The organism is Methylobacterium sp. AC315, assembly GCF_979253755.1.
Map to the genome: position 1 here is coordinate 1 of NZ_CEEDEA010000043.1, position 20,361 is coordinate 20,361.

Annotated in this window: 18 protein-coding genes; 5 read left to right on the plus strand and 13 right to left on the minus strand. The window is 71.3% G+C overall.

Features of this window, described 5'->3' with window-relative positions; genetic code table 11:
* Positions 1 to 511: 511 nt before the first annotated feature.
* Positions 512 to 1,129 carry a glutathione S-transferase family protein gene (locus AC0IY0_RS28150; protein WP_471766354.1) on the plus strand — a complete coding sequence of 206 codons (618 nt, stop codon included), beginning with the start codon at positions 512 to 514 and terminating at the stop codon, positions 1,127 to 1,129.
* A 161-nt stretch (positions 1,130 to 1,290) separates the two neighbouring features.
* On the opposite strand, the gene AC0IY0_RS28155 is transcribed toward AC0IY0_RS28150, so the two are convergent.
* The 5 genes from AC0IY0_RS28155 to solA all read right to left on the minus strand — a co-directional run bounded on the left by AC0IY0_RS28155 (position 1,291) and on the right by solA (position 5,815).
* Positions 1,291 to 2,070 carry an amino acid ABC transporter ATP-binding protein gene (locus AC0IY0_RS28155; RefSeq protein ID WP_147939744.1) on the minus strand — a complete coding sequence of 260 codons (780 nt, stop codon included), beginning with the start codon at positions 2,068 to 2,070 and terminating at the stop codon, positions 1,291 to 1,293.
* A 2-nt stretch (positions 2,071 to 2,072) separates the two neighbouring features.
* Complete coding sequence (locus tag AC0IY0_RS28160) at positions 2,073 to 2,948, minus strand: amino acid ABC transporter permease (protein WP_147907409.1); 876 nt, start codon at positions 2,946 to 2,948, stop codon at positions 2,073 to 2,075.
* Positions 2,945 to 3,694 (minus strand): amino acid ABC transporter permease, encoded by a 750-nt coding sequence (locus AC0IY0_RS28165; protein ID WP_147907410.1) that lies wholly within the window; start codon positions 3,692 to 3,694, stop codon positions 2,945 to 2,947. The genes AC0IY0_RS28160 and AC0IY0_RS28165 overlap by 4 nt, the downstream gene beginning before the upstream one ends.
* A 37-nt stretch (positions 3,695 to 3,731) precedes the next feature.
* Positions 3,732 to 4,574: a transporter substrate-binding domain-containing protein gene (locus tag AC0IY0_RS28170; protein WP_147939742.1), complete on the minus strand. Its 843-nt coding sequence runs from the start codon at positions 4,572 to 4,574 to the stop codon at positions 3,732 to 3,734.
* 71 nt (positions 4,575 to 4,645) lie between these two features.
* Positions 4,646 to 5,815, minus strand: a complete 1,170-nt coding sequence (gene solA, locus AC0IY0_RS28175) for an N-methyl-L-tryptophan oxidase (RefSeq protein ID WP_471766356.1) — start codon at positions 5,813 to 5,815, stop codon at positions 4,646 to 4,648.
* A 172-nt stretch (positions 5,816 to 5,987) separates the two neighbouring features.
* Between solA and AC0IY0_RS28180 the strand changes: the two genes are divergently transcribed.
* Positions 5,988 to 6,998 (plus strand): GlxA family transcriptional regulator, encoded by a 1,011-nt coding sequence (locus AC0IY0_RS28180; RefSeq protein WP_471766358.1) that lies wholly within the window; start codon positions 5,988 to 5,990, stop codon positions 6,996 to 6,998.
* A gap of 96 nt (positions 6,999 to 7,094) precedes the next feature.
* On the opposite strand, the gene AC0IY0_RS28185 is transcribed toward AC0IY0_RS28180, so the two are convergent.
* The 5 genes from AC0IY0_RS28185 to AC0IY0_RS28205 all read right to left on the minus strand — a co-directional run bounded on the left by AC0IY0_RS28185 (position 7,095) and on the right by AC0IY0_RS28205 (position 12,037).
* Positions 7,095 to 9,257, minus strand: a complete 2,163-nt coding sequence (locus AC0IY0_RS28185; protein ID WP_471766359.1) for a molybdopterin-containing oxidoreductase family protein — start codon at positions 9,255 to 9,257, stop codon at positions 7,095 to 7,097.
* A gap of 336 nt (positions 9,258 to 9,593) precedes the next feature.
* Positions 9,594 to 9,812, minus strand: a complete 219-nt coding sequence (locus tag AC0IY0_RS28190; RefSeq protein ID WP_147907414.1) for a hypothetical protein — start codon at positions 9,810 to 9,812, stop codon at positions 9,594 to 9,596.
* On the minus strand, positions 9,809 to 10,471 hold the full coding sequence (locus AC0IY0_RS28195) for an acyl-homoserine-lactone synthase (RefSeq protein ID WP_471766361.1): 663 nt from the start codon (positions 10,469 to 10,471) through the stop codon (positions 9,809 to 9,811). The genes AC0IY0_RS28190 and AC0IY0_RS28195 overlap by 4 nt, the downstream gene beginning before the upstream one ends.
* 87 nt (positions 10,472 to 10,558) lie before the next feature.
* Complete coding sequence (locus tag AC0IY0_RS28200; RefSeq protein WP_147907416.1) at positions 10,559 to 11,290, minus strand: LuxR family transcriptional regulator; 732 nt, start codon at positions 11,288 to 11,290, stop codon at positions 10,559 to 10,561.
* Positions 11,291 to 11,446: 156 nt separating this feature from the next.
* Positions 11,447 to 12,037: a DNA-3-methyladenine glycosylase gene (locus AC0IY0_RS28205; protein ID WP_147907417.1), complete on the minus strand. Its 591-nt coding sequence runs from the start codon at positions 12,035 to 12,037 to the stop codon at positions 11,447 to 11,449.
* A gap of 341 nt (positions 12,038 to 12,378) precedes the next feature.
* Here AC0IY0_RS28205 and AC0IY0_RS28210 point away from each other — a divergent pair, with 341 nt between their 5' ends.
* Positions 12,379 to 14,109 carry an adenylate/guanylate cyclase domain-containing protein gene (locus tag AC0IY0_RS28210; protein ID WP_471766363.1) on the plus strand — a complete coding sequence of 577 codons (1,731 nt, stop codon included), beginning with the start codon at positions 12,379 to 12,381 and terminating at the stop codon, positions 14,107 to 14,109.
* 51 nt (positions 14,110 to 14,160) lie between these two features.
* Here the strand turns inward: AC0IY0_RS28210 and AC0IY0_RS28215 are convergent, their stop codons facing one another.
* Positions 14,161 to 15,423 carry an MFS transporter gene (locus AC0IY0_RS28215; protein ID WP_471766365.1) on the minus strand — a complete coding sequence of 421 codons (1,263 nt, stop codon included), beginning with the start codon at positions 15,421 to 15,423 and terminating at the stop codon, positions 14,161 to 14,163.
* Positions 15,424 to 15,517: 94 nt separating this feature from the next.
* Between AC0IY0_RS28215 and gcvA the strand changes: the two genes are divergently transcribed.
* Both gcvA and AC0IY0_RS28225 read left to right on the plus strand, forming a co-directional pair.
* On the plus strand, positions 15,518 to 16,405 hold the full coding sequence (gene gcvA / locus AC0IY0_RS28220) for a transcriptional regulator GcvA (RefSeq protein ID WP_419828669.1): 888 nt from the start codon (positions 15,518 to 15,520) through the stop codon (positions 16,403 to 16,405).
* Positions 16,406 to 16,572: 167 nt separating this feature from the next.
* The gene (locus tag AC0IY0_RS28225; protein ID WP_471766366.1) at positions 16,573 to 18,714 is read left to right on the plus strand and encodes a helicase-related protein; all 2,142 of its coding nucleotides are present in this window, start codon (positions 16,573 to 16,575) and stop codon (positions 18,712 to 18,714) included.
* Here AC0IY0_RS28225 and AC0IY0_RS28230 read toward each other — a convergent pair.
* Complete coding sequence (locus tag AC0IY0_RS28230; RefSeq protein WP_471766367.1) at positions 18,711 to 18,905, minus strand: hypothetical protein; 195 nt, start codon at positions 18,903 to 18,905, stop codon at positions 18,711 to 18,713. The two genes, AC0IY0_RS28225 and AC0IY0_RS28230, sit on opposite strands and share 4 nt — an antisense overlap.
* A gap of 586 nt (positions 18,906 to 19,491) precedes the next feature.
* The gene (locus AC0IY0_RS28235) at positions 19,492 to 20,199 is read right to left on the minus strand and encodes a FadR/GntR family transcriptional regulator (protein ID WP_471766369.1); all 708 of its coding nucleotides are present in this window, start codon (positions 20,197 to 20,199) and stop codon (positions 19,492 to 19,494) included.
* Positions 20,200 to 20,361 lie beyond the last annotated feature (162 nt).

A 20,361-nucleotide genomic window follows, 5' to 3' on the forward strand; every position in this document is an offset into this window, starting at 1 on the left:
ACGATCAGTGAATCAGTCCAACAGCGCCGCGTGAACCCCACCCATGCGATTCAGCGCAGCCCGAAAACGCTCTAGCGGAGGCCCGCAGGGCCACTCGCCACCGTCCTGATCGGTTTGCCGGCACGCTTCGGGCGCGAACACGCCCTCGCTCCGGGCGTTGCGCCGACGTTTCCTCCCCTGCCCGGCTGCCGCATCCTCCGTGCCGGGTTCCTGTCCCGTCCGAGACGCGCGGCGTGAAATCGCGTCCCGTTGCGGTTTCACGCCGCGCGTGATGCGGATCGGCGGACGGCGGCAGGCAGCGCGTCCTCGATCGATGGCCTTCGCCGACGGCCCCGCCGTCGTGTCCGTGCCCGGCGCCGCGGCGCCGGCTTGGTCGCGGATGTCCCGATGCCCTCGCGCGGCGGCTTGATCGCGGCGCTTCCGGTCCGCACGATGCTGCGGTCCGGTCCGGTCCGGTCGCGCACGGGCAACCGCACACCGTTCACGACCGCCCGCATGGCGAGGCCCCACGATGATCGAGCTGTATGCCTGGAACACGCCCAACGGACGCAAGATCAGCGTCGCCCTGGAGGAGATGAGCCTGCCCTATCGGGTCCGGACCGTCGACATCACGCAGGGCGAGCAGTTCGATCCGGCCTTCCTGGCGATCAGCCCGAACAACCGGATCCCCGCGATCGTCGATCCGGACGGGCCCGGCGGTTCGATCTCGGTGTTCGAATCGGGCGCGATCCTGCTCTACCTCGCCGAGAAGTCGGGCCGGTTCCTGCCGGCCGATCCGCGCCGGCGCATGGCCGTGCTGGAATGGCTGATGTGGCAGATGGGCGGGTTCGGACCGATGCCGGGGCAGGTCCACCATTTCCTCGGCGTCGCCGAGCAGGACCGGGCCTATGGATTGGAGCGCTATCTCAAGGAGACCCGCCGGCTCTACGGGGTGCTGGACCGGCGCCTGGCGGAGGCGGAGTTCGTCGCCGGCGCGCTGTCGATCGCGGATTTCGCCATTCTGGGCTGGGCGTGGCGGCACGAGCGCCATCAGGTGGACCTATCCGACTACCCGCAGGTGCGGCGCTGGTACGATACGATGATGGCCCGGCCGGCGGTGCGGCGCGGCTTCGACGTCGCCTTGAGCTGAGAGCGCGGGCGACGCGAGGGGGCACCTTCGAAACGCGCGACGGCGCCGGGCGCGTCATGCGGCCGACGCGGCCCCACCGTCTCGCCCGTCCTGCGCGACCGAATGGCGGCAGGCCGGCCCTGCGTCCGCCCGCGCCCCGGCCGCTCGCCCCCCCCGGCCCGTCAGAGCACCTGCGAGAGGAACCGGCGGGTGCGCGCGTCCTGCGCGGAGGCGAAGAAGGTCGCCGGCGGCCCGTGCTCGACGATGACGCCGCGGTCGGTGAAGTAGATGTGGTCGGCGACGTCCCGGGCGAAGTTCATCTCGTGGGTGACCAGCATGCAGGTCATGCCCTCCTCGGCCAGCTCGCGGATCGTGACCAGCACCTCCTTGACCGTCTCGGGGTCCAGGGCGGCCGTGACCTCGTCGAACAGCATCACGTCGGGCCGCATCGCCAGCGAGCGGGCGATGGCCACGCGCTGCTGCTGACCGCCGGAGAGCTCGCCCGGATACGCCGCCTCCTTGCCGGCCAGCCGGACCTTGGCGAGCAGGGCGCGGGCCCGGGCCTCGACCTCGCGCCTTTCCTGCCCGAGGACGTGGATCGGCGCCATCATCACGTTCTGCAGCGCGGTCTTGTGCGGGAACAGGTTGTACTGCTGGAACACCATCCCGACCTTGCGGCGCAAGGCCAGCTTGTCGAGCCGCGGATCGGTGACCTCGATCCCCTCGACCCGGATCGAGCCCGCGGTGACCGGCACCAGCGCGTTGATGCAGCGGATCAGCGTCGACTTGCCCGAGCCCGAGGGCCCGATGATGCAGACCACCTCGCCCTTGCGCACGTCGAAGCTGATCCCCTTCAGGACCTCGAAGGTCCCGAAGGACTTGTGCACGTCGACGACGCGGACGATCGGCTGGTCGGGTGTCCAGGCCGGGGACGGGCTGCTGGCGACGGTCGCTTGCATCATGCTCAACGGGTCTCGAAGCGGCGTTCCAGGTGGGCGGTCAACCGGTCGATCGGGTAGCAGTAGAGGAAGAAGCAGAGCAGGGCGAAGCCGTAGAGCGGGGCGAACAGCTCGGGCCGTCCGCCCTCGGCGGCGTGCACCTGCGCGGTCAGCGTCAGCATCTCGGTGACCCCGACGATCGACGCCTGCACGGTGGCCATCGCGATCAGCGCGTAGACGTTCATCCAGGGCGGCAGCATGCGCTTCGCGCATTGCGGCAGGATGATCCGCCACAGGGTCTGCCGCCGGGTGAAGGCCAGGGATTCGGCGGCCTCCCACTGCGTGTTCGGCACCGAGCGCACCGCGCCGCGGACGATCTCGGCGACGTTGGCCATCACCGGCAGGCTGAAGCCGAAGGTCGCCTTCACCCAGTCGGGCAGCGGCACCCGGATCCCGAACACCGTGACCTGGAACGGGACCAGGAACATCACGAAGAACAGCAGCACCAGCCAGGGCACGTTGCGGAACACCTGCGTGGCCGACCACGCGATGCGCGGCAGCACCCGGCCCTCGCCCAGCATGGCCAGGCCGAGCCCGAGGCCCGCCGCCGTGCCGATCGCCATCGCCATCAGCGAGATCGCGACGTTGAAGGCGAAGCCCGTGAGCAGGAGCGGCGCCCACTTGATCACCACCTCCAGCGGGGACAGGGCGGCGGCCCCGCCCTGCGCCCAGGCCGGGAGGGCGACGATGGCGAGGCCGCACAGCAGCCAGCCGTGGATGGGGCGCAGGCGCGCCGCCGGGCGGCCCCGGGCGGGCGCGAACGGCAGCAGGACCGGCAGGTCCGTCGGACGACCCGCCGGGCGGCCGTCGTCGCGCCGGCCGGTCCGGTCCGGAGCGCTCATCGGCCGTATCCGGGGATGCGCAGGGCGCGCTCCCAGCGGTGCATGATCCACACGAGCAATCCGACGAGGACCGCGTAGGTCGCGAGCAGCACCAGCATCATCTCCAGGACGTTCTGCGACTCGGACCAGATCTGCTTGACCGCGTAGAGCGTCTCGGGGACCGCGATGGCGTAGGCGAGCGTCGTGGTCTTGAGCAGGTTGATCAGGTTGTTGTTGAGCGCCGGCAGGCAGACCCGGAGCGCGAGCGGCAGGACGACGTGGCGATAGGCCTTCAACCGGGTGTAGCCCAGCGCCTCGGCGGCCTCGACGGTGGTCTTGGGCACCGCCTCGATGCCGGAGCGGAAGATCTCGACGTTGAACGCGCCGGCAAACAGCGAGAGCGAGACGATCGCCCATTGCACGTTGTCGAGGATGGGAACGCGCAGGCCGTCCGCCGAGCGCACGGCCGGCAGGAGCGTGCCGAGGCCGAAGTAGAAGAAGAAGATCTGCACCAGCGGCGGCGTGTTGCGGAACACCACGACGAAGCCGTTGACCAGCCCCCGCAGCAGGCGCGAGGGCCCGCTCTGCAGCAGCGCCCCGACCGCGCCGATCACCAGGCTGGCCAGGATCGTGCTGATCCCGAGCAGCAGCGTCATCCGCAGCCCAGCGACGTAGCGGTTCCAGTCATACGGGTCGTAGAAGACCGTAAAATTGAAGCCCGTGGTCTCGTAGAGACCCTGGAACCAGGCCTGGATCGCCTCGATCATCGCGGCCGATCACCTGGGCTCGCTGCACGGGGGCGCATCAGTTGGTCGCGTTCTTGTACTTCTCGTGCATCGCCTTCGAGTAGGCGGTGGGCTCGATGCCCCATTTCCGCTCGCCGGCGACGACGAAGCCGGTCTTCATCCAGTCCTTGGTCGCGTCCTCGACCATCGTCTGGAGCGTGGTGTTGCCCAGGGCCACCGCCATCATCCACGGCGCGTCGAGGATGCCCTTGAGCGGCAGGGCGTAGCCGGCCTTCCAGTCGTCGTCGAGCAGCTTACCCTGCAGCATGCTCTGGTCGTAGACGTAGCCCAGGCAGTTGCCCTGCTTGAGCGCGAAGAGCGGCTTCTCGGAGCCGTCGAAGGCGACGATCTCCGCCCCGTAGGTGCGGGCGACGTCCTTGTTGTACCACGCCCCCGAGGTCGCGCAGAGCGGCTTGCCCTTCAGCTGCGCCCAGTCGGTGATGCCGGCGGTCTTGGGCAGCAGCACGTTGACGAAGTCGGAATAGTATTGCGGGTCGATCGCCTGCACGACGCGGCGGCGCTCCGGCTTGTCCGACAGCGTGGCGATCAGGAGATCGACCTTGCCCTGCTGGAGGAACTCGATCCGGTTGGCCGAGACCACCGGCACCAGCTCCAGCTTCACCCCGAGCCGCTTGGCGAGGTCGGCGGCGAGGTCGGGCTCCAGCCCGATGATCGCGCCGCTCGGATCGCGGAAGCCGAAGGGTTTGTAATCCGCCTTCACGCCGACGATCAGCGTCCCGCGCGCCTTGATCGCGTCGACGCCGTCCGCGGCCGAGGCCCGGCCGGGCCATGCCAGCGCCGGGATCGCCGCGAGGGCGGCCAGCGCGGCATTCGTCAGGAGGCGTCGGGACATGGGGCGCATCGGGTCGGTCCTGCTCGGGCGAACGGATCTTGGCACGGTTTCTAGCAATCCACGAGCCATCGGCCTTCGGATCAACCGAAGCGTGCGAGGGCGAACGGCGTGAGGTCGGGTCGCCCGGCGCCTCCGGCCAGGTCGGCGGCGACCGCCTCGCCGATGCCCGCCGAATGCTTGAAGCCGTGCCCCGAGCAGGCCGAGACGACGTGCACCCGGTCCATCCCGGGATGCCGGTCGATGATGAAGCCGCGGTCGGGGGTCACCGTGTAGACGCAGGCCGCGGCCCGGACGACCTCCGGGGTGGCGCCGGCCAGCCGGCCCGCGACGCGCAAGCGGTACATCGCGTCGGATTCCGCGGGGTCGACGCGCCGCGCGACGGCGTCGGCCGTGGTGGCGGTGCTGTACTGCTCGGTCGCGACCTTGATGGCGCGCTCCCCCGCCAGGGGCGGGAAGCCGTAGAGGTAATCCGTGTCGGTGGTCCCGTACATCCAGATGAACACGGGCGCGCGCGGCCCGTACGCGGATTCGTTCGCCAGGGCGTACCAGTGCAGGAGCTGGCGCCGGACCGTCAGCAGCCCGTCGAACGGGGCGCCGAGCAGCGGGGCGGTCCAGGCGCCGGCCGCGACCACGGCGCGATCGGCCAGGATCACGCCGTCGGCGGTATCGATCCGGATGCCGGCCGCGTCCTGATCCAGCGCCAGGACTTCGCAGCCGGTCCGGATCTCGGCCCCCAGGGCGGTCGCGCGGGTGAGCTGCGCCGCGATGCAGCGCTCCGGGAAGACGTAGCCGCCGCCGGGCTCGTAATAGGCCTTCTCGTCGCCCGCGAGGTTCAGGAATTGCGGGAAGCGGCGGGCGACCGCGGCCCCGTCGAGCACCTCGTGCGGGATCCCGGCCCCCTGCGCGGCGCTGATCGAGCGGCCGACGAAGTCCGGCTTGCCGTGATGGGACGAGACCCCGCGGCCGGGCGCCATGACGAGGGCGCCGCAGGCGTTCAGCAGCGTCTCGCCGGTGGCCGCCTCCAGCTCCCGCCAGATGCGATGCGAGGCGACGACGAAGGGCACGTAGTCGCGCCCTTCCCCGACGGCCTGGCGGGTGATCCGCGTCTCACCGTGGCTCGACCCGAGGGCGTGCGGCGGCGCGTAGCGGTCGAGCCCCACCACCGCGGCCCCGCGCTTGGCCAGCTGGTAGAGGATCGCGCTCCCCATCGCGCCGAGCCCCAGGACCGCGACGTCGAACCGGCGCGTCATCGGGCCTGCCCCTGCGTGGGGGTGTGGCCGCAACGGGTATGTCCGTGACGACACGGGCGCGGAGCTGCGAGGCCGGGCATAGGATCGGGATCTCGGTCGAACGGGAAGGCGACCGTGAGCATGACGCGCTCGGGCGGTTGCGCTTGACCGGGAGAGACGCTTTCTTGCACGGATGAGCCAAACCAGCGACGCGATGCCGGATCCGGGCGGCCCGGCCCCGGGGGATCGGCCGCAGGAGATCGGCTTCCTGCTGGTCCCGGGCTTCGGGTTGCTGTCGTTCGCCTCGGCCTGCGAGCCCTTCCGGGCGGCCAACGATCTCGCCGGCCGGGTCCTCTACCGGCTGCGCTACTTCGGCGAGGCCGGAGGCCGGGTCGCCTCGTCCTCGGGGGCGGAGGTCCCGACCGAGGAGCTGCCGCGCGAGCGCGGGCGCCTGGACACGGTCTTCGTCTGCGCGGGCGGCGACCCGACCGAGTGGGACAGGCCGGCGATCCATGCCGGGTTGCGGCGCATGGCCCGGTTCGGCGTCCGCGTCGGCGGTATATCGGGCGGCCCCTACCTGATGGCCGCGGCGGGGCTGCTGGCGGAGCGCGCCTTCACGATTCACTGGGAATACGCCGGCGCCACGGTCGAGGCGTTTCCGGACGCGCGCCTCACGCGGGCGCGCTTCGTCGCCGATGCCGACCGCCTGACCTGCGGCGGCGGGGTCGCCCCCCTCGACATGGCGCACACGCTGATCGCCGCGCGCCTGGGGGCGGCCTTCGCGCGCCGCATCTCGGACTGGTTCCTACACATTGCGGTGGGCGCCGCCGACGACCCGCAGCGCGCCTCCGCGGCGGAGCGGTACGGCATCCACCACCCGGCCCTGCTCGCCGTCCTCGAAACGATGGAGACGACCGTCGAAGCGCCGCTCACCCGCCGGGCCATGGCCCGCCTCGCCGCGGTCAGCGCGCGCCACCTCGACCGCCTCTTCCGCGAGAAGTGCGGCCTGAGCTTCTCGGCCCAGTACCGCGCCATCCGCCTCGCCCACGGCCGGCGGCTGCTGCGCCAGAGCCCGCTTGCGATCGGGGAGATCGCGACCGCCTGCGGCTTCTCGAGCGCCGCCCACTTTTCCCGCAGCTACCGGGCCCAGTTCGGGTGCAGCCCGTCCTCGGACCGGCGCACGGCGCCCGAGCGCGTGGCCTGAGCCCGGGCGGCGCGCCGAGCGCACCTTACAAAACGCCCGATCACCGGGCGTCCCCCTCTGCACGAGACAGCGCAGAGGGCGTTTTGCGCGGGGCTCTCAGTTCGCGCGCGCGACCTCGACGAGGTTGTCCGAGAACGACGGGGCGTGGCCCATGTCGGTGAAGGCCCCCGACGCGATGCTGTTGACCGTGCCCTCGTTGAGCTGGCGCCAGTAGCCCAGCGTCGCGACCACGATCCCGGCCCTCACGTCGTCGGTGATGCGCGCCACGCCCTTGAAGGCGCCGCGGTCGTTGCCGACCTGCACGCGGTCGCCGTCCCGGATGCCACGCGCGTCGGCATCGTGCTGGCTGATCATCACGAACTGCTCGCCCTGGCCCTTCTGCTTGTCCTCCATGTTGGCGTAGCAGGAGTTCAGGAAGTAGTGGCTCTTGGGCGAGACGATGTTCAGCGGGAAGCGCTTGGCCAGCTCCGGGTCGTTGGTGTGGGACTCGCGCGGGCCGAGGTAGTCGGGCAGCGGGTCGAGCGCCTCGCCGGGCTGGAAGCCCTCGTACATCTGCCGGAACGGCGGCGCGACGAAGTTCGTGGCACCCTCGACCTTGAGCATGCACTTGCCGGTCGGCGTCGGGAAGTTGCCCTCCCGGTGGGGCGCCCGGTCGTCCGGCGTCCCGACCTTGAGGCGGGCGAAGCCGTGCTCGCGCATGTAGGCGAGGTCGATGCCCTCGCAGGCCGGCGACGACCAGTCGACGTAGTGCTCCAGGCACTCGCTGTCCGACCACTTGAAGTTCTCGTCCTCGTAGCCGAGGCGGGCGGCGAGCTGGCGGAAGATCTCGTTGTTCGGGATCGCCTCGCCGGGCGCGTCCGCGCACTTGGTGTTGTAGGTGAGATAAAGGTGACCCCAGGAGAGGATCATGTCCTCCATCTCGGCGCCCATCGTCGCCGGGAGAACGATGTCGGCGTAGGAGGCGGTGTCCGAGATGAAGTGCTCGGCCGAGACCATGAACAGGTCCTCGCGCATCAGCCCCTCGACGATCTTGTCGGTCTCGGGCGCCTGCGTGACCGGGTTCGAGTTCCAGCACATCATTGACATGATCGGCGGGTCGAGCTGCATCTCGCCGGTGAGCGCGCGCCCGATCTGCAGGTTCGAGACCACGCGGGTGCCCTCGGGGATCAGATCAGGGCGGCACATCACGTCGAACTTGTAGGGGTGCTCCCAGACGCCGAACTGGGTGACGCCGCCGCCAACGTGGCGCCATGCGCCGGTGAGCGCCGGGATGCAGGTCACCGCCCGGATGGTCTGGCCGCCGCCGTAATGCCGCTCCAGCGCCACGCCCATGCGGATGCCGACGGGCTGCTCGGTGGCCATCTCGTAGGCGAGCTTGCGGATGTCCTCGGCCGGGACGCCGGTGATCTCGGCAGCCCATTCCGGCGTGCGGGTGCTGGCCCGCTCCTTCAGCTCCTCGAAGCCGACCGTGTAATTGTCGACGTAATCCTGATCGACGAGGCCCTGCGCGATGATCGCATTGATCAGCGCCATGGCCAGCGCCCCGTCGGTGCCGGGCTTGGGCGCGATATGCCAGTCGGCCGCCTTGGCGGTGCGCGACGCGTAGGTGTCGATCACGACGACCTTGGCGCCCTTCTTCTGCGCGTCCTTGACGATGGCCCAGTGGTGCAGGTTCGTCGAGACCGAGTTGCAGGCCCAGATCACGATGTACTTGGAGTGGATGTAGCTGTCCGGGTCGAGGCCAGCGGTCGGCCCGACCGTGAGCAGCCACGCGGTACACGAGCCCTCGCCGCAGAAGGTGCGCTCGGTCACGGTGGCGCCCATGCGGTTGAAGAACGCGTCGCCGCCATTCAAGCCATGCACGAGGCCCTGGTTGCCGAGGTAGCTGTAGGGCGCGATGGCCTCCGGCCCGTACTGGTCGATGATCGCCTTCCAGCGGGTGACGATGGTGTCGAGGGCCTCGTCCCAGGTGATGCGCTCGAACTGCTTCGAGCCCTTCGGGCCGACCCGCTTCATCGGGTAGAGCAGCCGGTCCGGATGGTAGTGGCGCTTCTCGTAGTCCTTCAGCTTCACGCAGAGACCGCCGCGGGTCATCGGATGGTCCGGGTTGCCGCGCACGCCGAGCAGTTCCCCGTCCTTAACCTCGAAGATCATCGAGCAGGTGTCCGGGCAATCGTGGGGGCAGCCGCCGAAGAAGGTCTGGGTCAGGCTCTCCGCCTTGGCGACGAGCAGGGAGTCGGGCTTGACGATCTCGTTCATGGTTCCTCCACGGCCGAGCGTTTCGCTTTATTGTTCTAGCGAGCCGGCTCAGCGCAGAGGCAGGATGCACTGGAGTGCGAATAATTCCAAATTCTAGTCCCTGGTGAGGGCGCATCGGCGTGCGTTCGTCGTGTGGACCACGGTGTCGCGGCGCGGGCGTGCGGGGGTCGGTCGCGGAACGTCTGCTCCGGGGCGAAAAGCCGGGGGCCACTTGCCACCCCTGGCCGAGATCGCGGTGGGAACCGAGCCTCCGACTTCGACCACACGGCTGCGGCGCCGCGCGGGCAACGACGGGGGCGGGACCGTCGGCCGCTTAAAACCCCCGCCCCCGCGCCCTCAATGCAGCGTGTCGTCCAGGCAGGTTTCGCCCCCGACGTCGCGGGCCAGCGCCCGGCCGACATGCTCCACCAGCGGGCGCAGGGCGGCCAGGAGACCCGGGTCGCCGATCTCCTCGGCGGCCCGCCACATCTCGATCGCGTGGTGGCCCAGGCGCACGATCGCCGGGTCCTCGCCCTCGCGCCCGCAGGCCTCGTCCAGGATGTCCGAGATGCTCATGCGTGCAGCCTCCGCTCGGCGGGCACGGACGGGCGGATCGCCTGCGTGCGGGGGGCGTGCGGGGGCGCGGCGTCGAGGCCGAAGAACCGGCGCGACTCCGCGACCGTGTCGGGCGTCAGCCGGGCGTAGACCGCCAGGATGGAATGGCCCTGATAGGTCGTCGGCAGCCCGAGGGGCTCCACGTCCCAGCCGCAGGACATCAGCCGGTTGACCAGGATCGGGTGCGTCTGCGCCAGCAGGCCGTCGAGGCCGCGCGCCCGCGCCACCTCGGCCGCCGCGATGAAGATCCCGGCGGTGGCCGGGTCGATGCGGCTGGTGCGGCCCTCGCGCCGGGACGGCAGCGTCCCGCACCGGGTCCACTCGTACACCGCCGCGCCCCGGGGCGCCGGGCCGCGCTCGGCGAGGTGCGGGTAGACCTCCGTGAGCAGATGCGGCCGGGTCGTCGGCAGCAGCCGTGTGTAGGCGGTCACGGCCGCGCCCTCCAGGTAGGCCAGGTGGATGCAGCCGGGGCCGTCGAACTGGTCGATCTCGCGGCCGTCGGGCCGGCGGCAGGCCTCCCAGTTCAGCCGCTCCACGAACAGGGCGTGCCGGAACCGGTAGATCTTGTCCATCAGATCGCCGTGCCGGGAAATATTGTCGTCGTCGATCACAACAACCATGGATCACTTCCCCCTTTGGGGGCGTGATGCCGGGTGGCGGGTCCGAAAGAGCCTCGTAAATTTACGAGGTCGGCGGCCGCCCCGGGGTCAGGCTATGATGCCCTGCCGCATGGCCTCGGCGACGCATTGGACGCGGTTGACCGCGTCGAGCTTGCGGGCGGCGTTCTTGAGGTGGAACTCCACGGTCCGCTGCGACGTGCTCAGGATCTCGGAGGCCTCCCAGCTGGTCTTGCCGGCCGCGGTCCAGCGCAGGCACTCGATCTCCCGCGCGGTGAGCCGGGGCGCCTTGCGCGCCGGGCTGCGGCCGCCCTCGCGGATCAGGGTCTCGGCCCGCTGGTAGGCGTAGATCGACACGAGGTGCAGCGCCGCCTTGGCGTCGTCCGACAGGTCGAGCCGGTCCGCCCCGAAGCTGACGCCGCCCCCCGGGCCGGACAGGTGATGGATCGGGACGCAGAACCCCTGCGTCAGCCCGAACTCGGTCGCCTCGCCCATCACCCGGGCGGCCCCGGCCTCGTCGGCCCGGTAGGGCGCCTCCCGCCACAGGAACGGCTCGGTGGTGCGCCGGACATGGTTCGCGACCGGGTCGATCCGCAGGTAGTCCCGGTCGAAATAGCGCTTCCGCCAGCCCTCCGGCCAGGCCGGCACCAGGGCGCAGCCCTGCGTGGAGATCGCGTGCTCCGCCGGCAGGTTGGTGATGATGAAGGCGTCGTAGCCGAAATACGCGCCGGCCGACCGCATCTCGCGCAGGATGTCCGGGATCCGCGCGGCCTGCTTGAGACGGCCGACGATCTCGAAGGCCTTGTGGCTATCCTGGCTCACGGAACGTCCGAATGCTTGCGGAGTAAAATTTATCCGACCTGTAGTTGTAGCAATGTCAGTCTCCCGCGAAGAAACCTATACATGAGGTTGCGCTACCGGCCAAGCGTACGGGGGCGGCCGCGACGGTCCGTGCGGTTCCACCGGGGCCGCCGGGTCTCAGGCCGGCGGCGCGCTCCCCGCGGTCCGCCGCGCCGGCCGGCTGACGAACCGGGATCCGGCGAGCAAAAAGCGCCAGGGCGTCTCGGCGCCGCGGGTGATCCCGATGCGGCGGTCCGCCGCGACCGCGACGGCCTGCGCCCGGGGCTCGAACCGGAACGGCGCCTCCGCCACCGGCAGGCCATCCAGCGCGCCGGTGACCCCGAGGGCCTGGCACAGCCGGCCGGGTCCGGCGCAGAGCAGAAGCGGATCGTCCGTGCCGCGCCGGGCCGCCATGGCGTCCTGGCCCTCGGTCGGCTCGATCGCCCGCAGCAGCACCGCGCTGCCCGGCTCGCAGACCAGGTTCAGGCACCAGTGCAGCCCATAGGACCGGTAGACGTAGACGTGCCCGGGCGGCCCGAACATGCTGGCGTTGCGGCGGGTCGGGCCCGCGAAGCTGTGGGAGGCCGGGTCGGTCCGGTCGTAGGCTTCCGTCTCGACGATGAGCCCGCCCGCCGCGCCGACCCAGAGCCGCGCGCCGATCAGCTCCGCCGCCACCGCGGCGGCGTTCCGGGCGAAGAACAAGGCGGGCTTCGGATCGACGGGGGTCATGCTGGGCGTGTCATGCCGGAAGTGTCATCTGGATGGTGTCAGCCAGCCGGGCAAGGCCGGGCGGTCCGTTGGGTTGACGTTCGGCCGGCATCCGGGTCCGGCCCCGCAGACTTCGTGGACGTGGCGGATGGGCCGCGCGTTTCTTCGTCGATCCCCGGCCGACGGCAATGCCTTTTTCGTTCGCTTCGAAGGGACCGCGAAGTCTGTCGGGCGGCCTCCGCTCCGGTCCCGACCCGAAATTCGCCCGCACGTAGAAAGACAGCGGAGGCCGCGGACGCGGTTTGCTGGTACGACAGGCCGGCCAGACCGGGCCCGCTGCCGATCTCGTCGGACCTCCCAGCATGACGCGCACCTCGTCGATCGCGACGCTCCGAACCCCCGCCGGGGGTTTGCCGGCCGCCCCGATCCCGCTGCGCGCCCGGGTCCGGCCCGTCCTCGGCGTCCGCCGCCTGCGCCTATACAGCGGGCTGGTGCTGTTCGCCTACATCCTGACCCACCTGACCAACCATGCCCTCGGCAACGTCTCCCTCGACGCCATGGAGGACGGCCTCGATATCGCTTCCGCCCTGTGGCTCAACCCGCTGGGCCTGGCGCTGCTCTACGGCGCCCTGCTGATCCACCTGCTGCTCGGGCTCCAGGGCCTCTACGTGGCCCGCTACTTCCGCTGGCGGCCCGGCGAGGTGGTCCAGATGGTCTCCGGCCTGCTGATCCCGCCGCTGCTCATCAGCCACGTCGCGGGCACCCGGATCGCCTTCGCCACCGAGGGCCTCGACAAGGGCTACGCGCAGGAACTCTACGCCTTCTGGGTCGCCGCGCCGCAGCAGGGCGCGATGCAGGCGGCGATGCTGGTCATCGCCTGGATCCACGGCTGCTCCGGCCTGTATTTCTGGCTCCGTCTGAAGCCCGCCTTCGGGCGCGCCGCCCCCTGGCTGCTGGCGGTGGCGGTGCTGGTGCCGGTCCTCGCCCTGCTCGGCTTCGCGCAGGGCGGCCGGACGATCGCCGCGCTCGCCCAGGACCCGGCCTGGCGCGCCGTGGCGCTCCAGCCGGTCCATGTCGGACTGCCCGACCAGGTGGCGCGGCTCGCCGCCATCCGGAACGGGATGCTGCTGACCTATGCCGGCCTGGTGGCCGCCGTGATCGCGGCCCGCGGGGTCCGGACCCTGGCGGAGATCAAGCGCGGGACGATCCGGCTGCGCTATCCCGGCGGCCGCGTGGTCCGGGTACCTCACGGCACCAGCGTGCTGGAGGCGAGCCGGCGCAACCGGATCCCGCATGCCAGCGTCTGCGGCGGCCGGGGCCGGTGTTCCACCTGCCGGATCCGCGTGCTCGACGGCAGCGACCGCACGCCCCCCGCGGGCCGGGCCGAGCGCGCCGTGCTGGAGCGGATCGCCGCCGGGCCGGGGGTGCGCCTCGCCTGTCAGTTCCGGCCCGAGGCCGACCTCGCCGTGGTGCCGCTGTTCCCGCTGCCGCCGCCGGTGCGGCAGGCGGATCTGCTCGACCGGGCGCAATCCGGCGAGGAGCGCTTCATCGTGGCGATGTTCGTCGACCTGCGCGGCTCGACCCGGCTCGCCGAGGAGCGGCTGCCCTACGACACGGTGTTCATCATCAACCGCTTCCTCGGCGCGGTCGGCGACGCGGTGCGGGAGGCTGGCGGCTCGACCAACCAGTTCCTGGGCGACGGCTTGCTGGCGCTGTTCGGCCTCGAGACCGAACCCGAGCCGGCGGCGCGCGACGCGCTCCGGGCGGTGGAGCTCGTGGCCGAGCACGTCGCCACCCTGAACGAGCTCCTGGCCGCGGACCTGGAGCACACCCTCCGGTACGGGATCGGCGTGCATGCCGGCCTGGCGATCGTCGGCGAGATGGGGGACGCCACCGACGCCCGCTTCACCGCGCTCGGCGACACCGTCAACGTCGCCTCGCGCCTGCAGGGCCTGACCAAGGTTTTAGGCTGCATCGCTGTGGTCTCGGAGGCGGTCTACCGCGCCGCCAAGGCCACGCCGACGGCGATCCGGGAGATCCCGGTGGAGGGCCGCTCCGAGCCGGTCCGGGTGAGCACGCTCGGGGTGCTCTGAGCCGCCGGGGTGTTCACGGATCGGTGCCATCTGGCACGGTGAGAAACCCCATCAGCACCGCTGGGCCGCCCTCCCCCCGGCCAGATGCCGGGACAGGGCCAGCATGAGCGGCACCACGGCGAGCGCCGTCACGGCAGCCGCCACCGCGGCCCAATGGGGGCCGGCCGCGTCCCCGAGCCGGCCATAGAGCAGCGGGGCCGCCAGCGCGCTGCCCCCGAGCGTGCAGGTGTAGAACACCGCGAACGCCCGCTCGACCCGGCCGCCCGGGGCGAGTTCCGGCACCGTGCCGTACAGGACCGACGAGGTTCCGTTCAGCATCACCCCGAGCAGCGGCAGCAGGATCAGCGCGGGCACGAGCGACAGGGCGATCACCGCCAGGATCGCGGCCGCGGTCCCGGTCTCGGTCAGCAGCACGGTCCGGGTCACGCCGAGGCGTTCCCCGAGCCGGCCGCAGACGGCCTTGCCGAGCGCGCCGCCGATGAACACCAGCGAGAGCGCGAGCCCCACGGTGGTCAGGGCCGCGCCCTTCTCCTGCAGCAGGAACGGCAGGTAGAGCAGGAAGGCGGGGCGCGCGGCGTTGTCGAGGGTGCCGATGGCGACGAGCAGCCCGAAGCCGGGCCGCGCCTCCGTCCCGTCGCCCCCCCGCGCGGGACCCGGGGCGGTCCGGGATGGCGCGCCGCGTGAGGCGGGATCACGCGGCAGCCAGCGGCCGACGCCGAGCGCGACCGCGACGCCCAGCCCGGCGATCACCCAGAGCGCCGTTCGCCAGCCCGACAGGGTCAGCAGGAAGCCGACCAGCGGCGGCACGGCCGCCTTCCCGAGGTCGCCGGCGAAGTTGTAGGTGCCGAGCGGCCCCCGCGCGGCGGCCCCGTAGGCCCGGGCGATCACCGTCGAGGCGAGCGGATGCTGCGTGCTGCTGCCCGCGCCGCCGAGCAGCAGGCCGGCGCAGAGGCCGATCAGGCCCCCCGACGCCCCGGCGAGCGCGTAGCCGCCGGCGCTGAGCAGCGTGCCGAGGACCAGGACGGTGCGGGCACCGAGCGCTTGGGCGAGCCGGCTCGCCGGCATCTGCAGGGCGGCGAGCGCGCCGTTATAGAGCGAGCGCAGCAGCGCCAGCGCGACGTAATCGAGGCCGAACTCCGCCTGCCAGACCGGCAGCAGCACGTAGATCAGGTCGGTGTAGCCGTCGTGGAGGGCGTGGTTGACCCCGGTGACCACGAGGGTGCGCTTGTCCTCGATGCGCTTGTCCTCGATGCGCTTGGCCGTCCGGTCCGGGGCGTCGTCCAGCGAGGCGGTGAGCTCCGATGCGCGGGCCATCTGCTTCCCTTGGTGGTTCCACCGCAGGATGCGGGTCTCGCGCCCGGCTGACAAACGACTTATGTTGACGCTCGCGTGAGGAAATCTGACAGACATGCATCGCCGCCTGCCGCCGCTCAACGCCCTCAAGGCCTTCGAGGCGGCGGCCCGTCACGCGAGCTTCACCCGCGCCGCCGAGGAGCTGCGCGTGACCCACGGAGCCGTGAGCCGGCACGTGCAGATGCTCGAAGGCTGGCTCGGCGTGCCGCTGTTCGAGCGTCACAACCGGCGCGTGGTGCTCACCGAGGCCGGGCAGAGCTACGCCGCCGAGATCGGCGCCGCCCTCGACCGCGTCGCCCTGGCCACCGCCCGCCAGGTCGAGCGCGGCCGGCCGCGCCTGCTGCACGTCAACGCGCTGGCCACCTTCACCCTGCGCTGGCTGATCCCGCGCCTGTCCGGCTTCCAGGTCGCCCACCCCGCCGTGGAAGTCCGGCTGACCACCTCCAACGTGCCCCTGGCCCACCTGGTGGACCCGTTCGACGTGGCGATCCGGGGCGGGCCGGATACGCGTCCCGGCCATATCGGGCAGCCGTTCCTGTCCGAGCGGCGCCTGCCGGTGTGCAGCCCGGCCCTGCTGCGGCGCCTGCCGCTCCACGAACCGGAACACCTGCGCCACCATACCCTCCTGCACGCGGCGACGCTCCCGGAGGTCTGGCCGCACTGGCTGCGGGCCGCCGGGGTGCCGGACCTGACGCCGCAGGCCTCGGTGACCCTGGAGCACTTCTACCTGACGCTGCAGGCCGCCCTCGACGGCCTCGGCGTCGCGATGGGCCCGGAGCGCCTGATCGCCGACGACGTGGCCGCCGGCCGCCTGACCCGCCCGTTCGCGGGCCCGTCGCTGCCGGCGCGGAGCTACTACACCTACGTACCCGAGACCCGGGCGGACGACCCGACCGTGCGCGCCTTCTGCGCCTGGCTGACCGAGGCGGCGCACGACGCCTGAACACAGGACAGGAAGCGGGATGGCATCCGGAGCTATCCTGGCGCAAGAATGCTTGTCAGGCATAGATGTTTGTCAGGCATAGATGCTTGTTAGGCATAGATGCTTGTTAGGAATGCGTTCGACGGCGTCAGCGCCGACCGGCGGACGCCGCTGCCGAAGGTGAGTTCATGGCGCGCAAGCGTCTCCGCCCCACGATCGCGTATCTGTCCGAAGCCGTGGCGCGGCTCGGGCTCGCCCCGGATTCCGTTGATCTGGAAACCCTGCGCGCCGATCTCGAGCTGCCTGATTTCGGTGCCGAGGTGGAGGACGAGCGGGTCGCCCAGGCGTTGCGCGCCCGGCAGCGGGCCCGGGCCTTCGCCGAGACGGGGGTCCCGGCGGTCCGGAAGGCCATCCCCACCCTGAAGGCCGCGATCACCCGGGACCATCGGGTGATCTGGACTATCCGGATCGAGATCCCGCTGCTCGACAACGGCCGCATGGACCTCCGGATCGACATCGCCCCGGACCCGGCCACCGCCGAGATCCTGGCGCGCATGGCGGCCCGGAACGATCCCGCCCACCGGGTCGAGGCGCTGCGGGCGGCCGTGGCGGAGCGGGCGGCCGAGGCCGTCCGCAGCTTGAGCAAGCCGGTCGAGCGCCTGCGTGCGCAGATCATCCAGGACCTGCGCGAGGTCGGGGCCGATGCGGCCGCCTACATCGCCCACATGGACCGGTCGCTCCGGTCCCGGGTGTTCGCCTACGGGCCGAAGCTGGCACGCGCCCTGGTCGACGCGCTCACCCCCGTGCGCCGCCACGCCAAGGCGGTGGCGAGCGAGGGCTCGCGCCTGCGCCGCCTGCGCGATCAGGTCGGCTTCGGTGCCTATATCGAGCGCTTCGCCGCCGCCCGCCGGCTGAACCGGCGGATCCTGTTCCACATGGGCCCGACCAATTCCGGCAAGACCTACGCGGCCCTGCAGATGCTGACGGCGGCGCCGACGGGCACCTACCTGGCGCCGCTGCGGCTGCTCGCCCTGGAGAATTACGAGGCCCTGCGCGAGCGCGGGCTCCGGGCCGGGATGGTCACTGGCGAGGAGGTTTTGGGCGAGCCCGAGCCGACCCACACCGCCCGCACCATCGAGACCGCCGACCTGACCCGCCCCATCGATGTCGCGGTGATCGACGAGATCCAGATGCTGTCGGATCCCGACCGCGGCTGGGCCTGGACCAACGCGCTGTTCGGCGTGCCCGCCCGGACCGTGGTCGTGTGCGGCTCCGACGACGCCCTGTCGTACGTCCGCCGCGCCGCCGAGGCCGCGGGCGAGTCGCTGGAGGTGATCCCGTTCACCCGCAAGTCGCCGCTGCTGCTGCTCGACGAGGCGGTGCCCCTGGAGAAGGTCGAGCCGGGGGACGCGGTCGTGGCGTTCTCGCGCCGAGCCGTGCACGAGAACCGCGAGATCCTGGTCGCCCGCGGGCACCGGGTGGCGACGATCTACGGCGCCCTGTCGCCGGAGGTGCGCCGGGCCGAGGCCACCCGCTTCCGCACCGGCGAGGCCAACGTCCTGGTCACCACCGACGCGATCGGCATGGGGCTCAATCTCGGGCCGCTCCGGCGGATCGTGTTCTCGACCGTGCGCAAGTGGGACGGCGTGAAGGAGCGCGGGCTGACCAATTCCGAGATCCGCCAGATCGCCGGGCGGGCGGGCCGCTACGGGCACCAGGAGGTCGGCTACGTGGCGGCGACGGACGCGATCGCCGTCGAGCCGATCCGGGTCGCGTTGTCGGGGGCCCCCACGGCGCCGGCAGCGGACTCGCGCTTCTTCGTCCGGCCGGATCTCGGCGCGATCCGCTCGGTCGCCGCGGAGATGCAGACCCACAGCCTCCACGAGGTGCTGACGCACTTCGCCCGGGCGACCTTCTACGCCGGCTCGCCGTTCCAACCCTCGGCTCTGGAGGAGATCCTGGAGGTCGCGCGGGTGGTCGACCGGGCGCGGTTGCCGATCGAGGAAAAGTTCGCCTTCTCGGTCTGCCCGATCAACCGGCGCGACGAGATCGCCATGGGCATGCTCGAACGCTGGAGCCAGGCCCGGGCGGCCGGCACCACGGTCCCGGCCCTGCGGGCGAACCTGACCGGGGAACTCGACTACCAGGAGCGGAGCGTCCGCCTGGCCAGCGCCTATCTATGGCTGTCACGCCGCTTCCCCGACACCTTCGACGACGTCGAGGCGATCCGGCACATGCGCAGCCGCGCCAACGACGCCATCGAGCAGCACCTGCGCGAGACCGCGACCCGCAAGGCCGAGCGCCGCACCCGCCGGGCGGGCACGCGCTAATCCGACCAGCGGTAACCGAGGCTGGCGATGACGGTCCGGCCGTTGCCGTAGAAGCAGCCCCCCGCAGCGAAGCAAGACGTGACACTGGTCCGGTCGAACAGGTTGGCGGCGTTCATCGAGACCTGCCAGCCCGCCAGCCCCGGATCGGCGGCGCCGAGCTCGTAGCGGACACCGATGTCCACCAGGGTCACGGGCGGCACCGAGAAGCTGTTGGCCGGGTCGCCGGCGCTCCGGCCGATGGCGCGGATCCCGCTGGCGAGACCCGGGCCACGATCCCAGGGACCGGATCCGTTCCCGTCATCCCGCGTCGCGTCACCGTAAGCACGGGCAGCGCGATCTCCGTGTCCGTGTCGCTTCGCGGAACCGCCGTGTTCGCCGATCGACCCGTCGCGCGCATCGACCGCACCCGGTTCAATGGCGCAGAGCCGGAATGACCCTGCCCGTCCGCCCGGCTACGCCTCCGTCTGGTGCCGGGAAATGAACGCGTTGCTCGCAGGCGGCGACCCCTTCGTGCTGATCTATGACGGGCGCCGGCACGACGAAGCGCAGGACGACCGGGTCGTGCGCGGCCTCTAGCTGAAACGGAACAAGAAAGCCCTGGGCGGGCGCTGCCGCGCATTGATCGTCGTCGAGCCAGACCCGGAGGGCCGCCACGCCCTTTTCCAGCGTGATCCGCGCGTTCGGCACGCGCCAGGCCGCATGCGCCAACGATCGCGAAGCCGTCGCACTGGCTAGGCAGACCCTGGACGCGGTGGGCTGATCGGAGCCGCAGCGCGCTCAGGCCCCGGCGGTCTCGATACGCCCGAGCGCATCGAGGATCGGGCCGACGATCGCCCGGGCCGCCTCCGCCGCACCCGCTTCGTCCCGTTTCCGGATCGCATCGACCACCCGGCGATGGGCGGCGAGGTCGGGCTCGGGCAAGGCCCTGTCGGCGAGCGCCGTGCTCGTACTGCCGTGCAACGACAAGGCGAAATAGCGGTAGAGTTCCGCGAGCGCGGCGTTGTCGCCGCATTGCGCAACCGCGACATGGAAGGCGATGTCGCGTTCGATGAAGGCAGCGAGGTCCCCATCCTGGGGACGGTCTCCGCGTGCTTCCAGCAAGGTTTCGAGCCGCGCCACGTCATCGTCGTTCCGTCGCGCCGCCGCCCGGCAGGCCGCCTCGGTCTCGAGAAGCGCACGCAACTCGAAATGGTCGCGCAGACTCGCATGGGCGACCCGGCGCATGACCTCCGCCGGATCGACGTTGAGGCGGACATGGGTTCCGTCCCCCTGACGCACCTCCAGCACCTGGGCATGAGAGAGAACCCGCACGGCCTCCCGCACCGTATTCCGCCCGACCTGCAGCATCGCGGCGAGTTCCGCCTCCTTCGGGATGCGCGCCCCGACCTTCCAGCGGCCGGTCTCGTTCTGCGTGCGGATGAGATCGATCGCCGAATCGACCAGCGAGCGGCGGGCGGCCTGAGGCAGATTCGAGGTTGAGGGCATGCGCTCAGCTTCATGCCGGGATGCGGGATCATCCGACTTCTGGACCCACTCTTCGACCACTCCGCTTACCAAGCGAAGCCCCGAGCACGAAACAGCCGGTCCGCGTGAGCGGACCGGCTGTTTGGCTGGATCGTGGTGATCGTGTCTGTGTGTGTTTGGTTG

What these genes read in the sequence shown, in the direction of transcription:
- AC0IY0_RS28150 (WP_471766354.1), top strand. Translation starts at nt 512, where the DNA reads ATGATCGAGCTGTATGCCTGGAACACGCCCAACGGACGCAAGATCAGC.
- AC0IY0_RS28225 (WP_471766366.1), top strand. Translation starts at nt 16,573, where the DNA reads ATGGCGCGCAAGCGTCTCCGCCCCACGATCGCGTATCTGTCCGAAGCC.
- AC0IY0_RS28180 (WP_471766358.1), top strand. Translation starts at nt 5,988, where the DNA reads ATGAGCCAAACCAGCGACGCGATGCCGGATCCGGGCGGCCCGGCCCCG.
- AC0IY0_RS28160 (WP_147907409.1), bottom strand. Translation starts at nt 2,948, where the DNA reads ATGAGCGCTCCGGACCGGACCGGCCGGCGCGACGACGGCCGCCCGGCG.
- AC0IY0_RS28170 (WP_147939742.1), bottom strand. Translation starts at nt 4,574, where the DNA reads ATGCGCCCCATGTCCCGACGCCTCCTGACGAATGCCGCGCTGGCCGCC.
- AC0IY0_RS28235 (WP_471766369.1), bottom strand. Translation starts at nt 20,199, where the DNA reads ATGCCCTCAACCTCGAATCTGCCTCAGGCCGCCCGCCGCTCGCTGGTC.
- solA (WP_471766356.1), bottom strand. Translation starts at nt 5,815, where the DNA reads ATGACGCGCCGGTTCGACGTCGCGGTCCTGGGGCTCGGCGCGATGGGG.
- AC0IY0_RS28185 (WP_471766359.1), bottom strand. Translation starts at nt 9,257, where the DNA reads ATGAACGAGATCGTCAAGCCCGACTCCCTGCTCGTCGCCAAGGCGGAG.
- AC0IY0_RS28210 (WP_471766363.1), top strand. Translation starts at nt 12,379, where the DNA reads ATGACGCGCACCTCGTCGATCGCGACGCTCCGAACCCCCGCCGGGGGT.
- AC0IY0_RS28195 (WP_471766361.1), bottom strand. Translation starts at nt 10,471, where the DNA reads ATGGTTGTTGTGATCGACGACGACAATATTTCCCGGCACGGCGATCTG.
- AC0IY0_RS28165 (WP_147907410.1), bottom strand. Translation starts at nt 3,694, where the DNA reads ATGATCGAGGCGATCCAGGCCTGGTTCCAGGGTCTCTACGAGACCACG.
- AC0IY0_RS28205 (WP_147907417.1), bottom strand. Translation starts at nt 12,037, where the DNA reads ATGACCCCCGTCGATCCGAAGCCCGCCTTGTTCTTCGCCCGGAACGCC.
- AC0IY0_RS28155 (WP_147939744.1), bottom strand. Translation starts at nt 2,070, where the DNA reads ATGATGCAAGCGACCGTCGCCAGCAGCCCGTCCCCGGCCTGGACACCC.
- AC0IY0_RS28215 (WP_471766365.1), bottom strand. Translation starts at nt 15,423, where the DNA reads ATGGCCCGCGCATCGGAGCTCACCGCCTCGCTGGACGACGCCCCGGAC.
- AC0IY0_RS28190 (WP_147907414.1), bottom strand. Translation starts at nt 9,812, where the DNA reads ATGAGCATCTCGGACATCCTGGACGAGGCCTGCGGGCGCGAGGGCGAG.
- gcvA (WP_419828669.1), top strand. Translation starts at nt 15,518, where the DNA reads ATGCATCGCCGCCTGCCGCCGCTCAACGCCCTCAAGGCCTTCGAGGCG.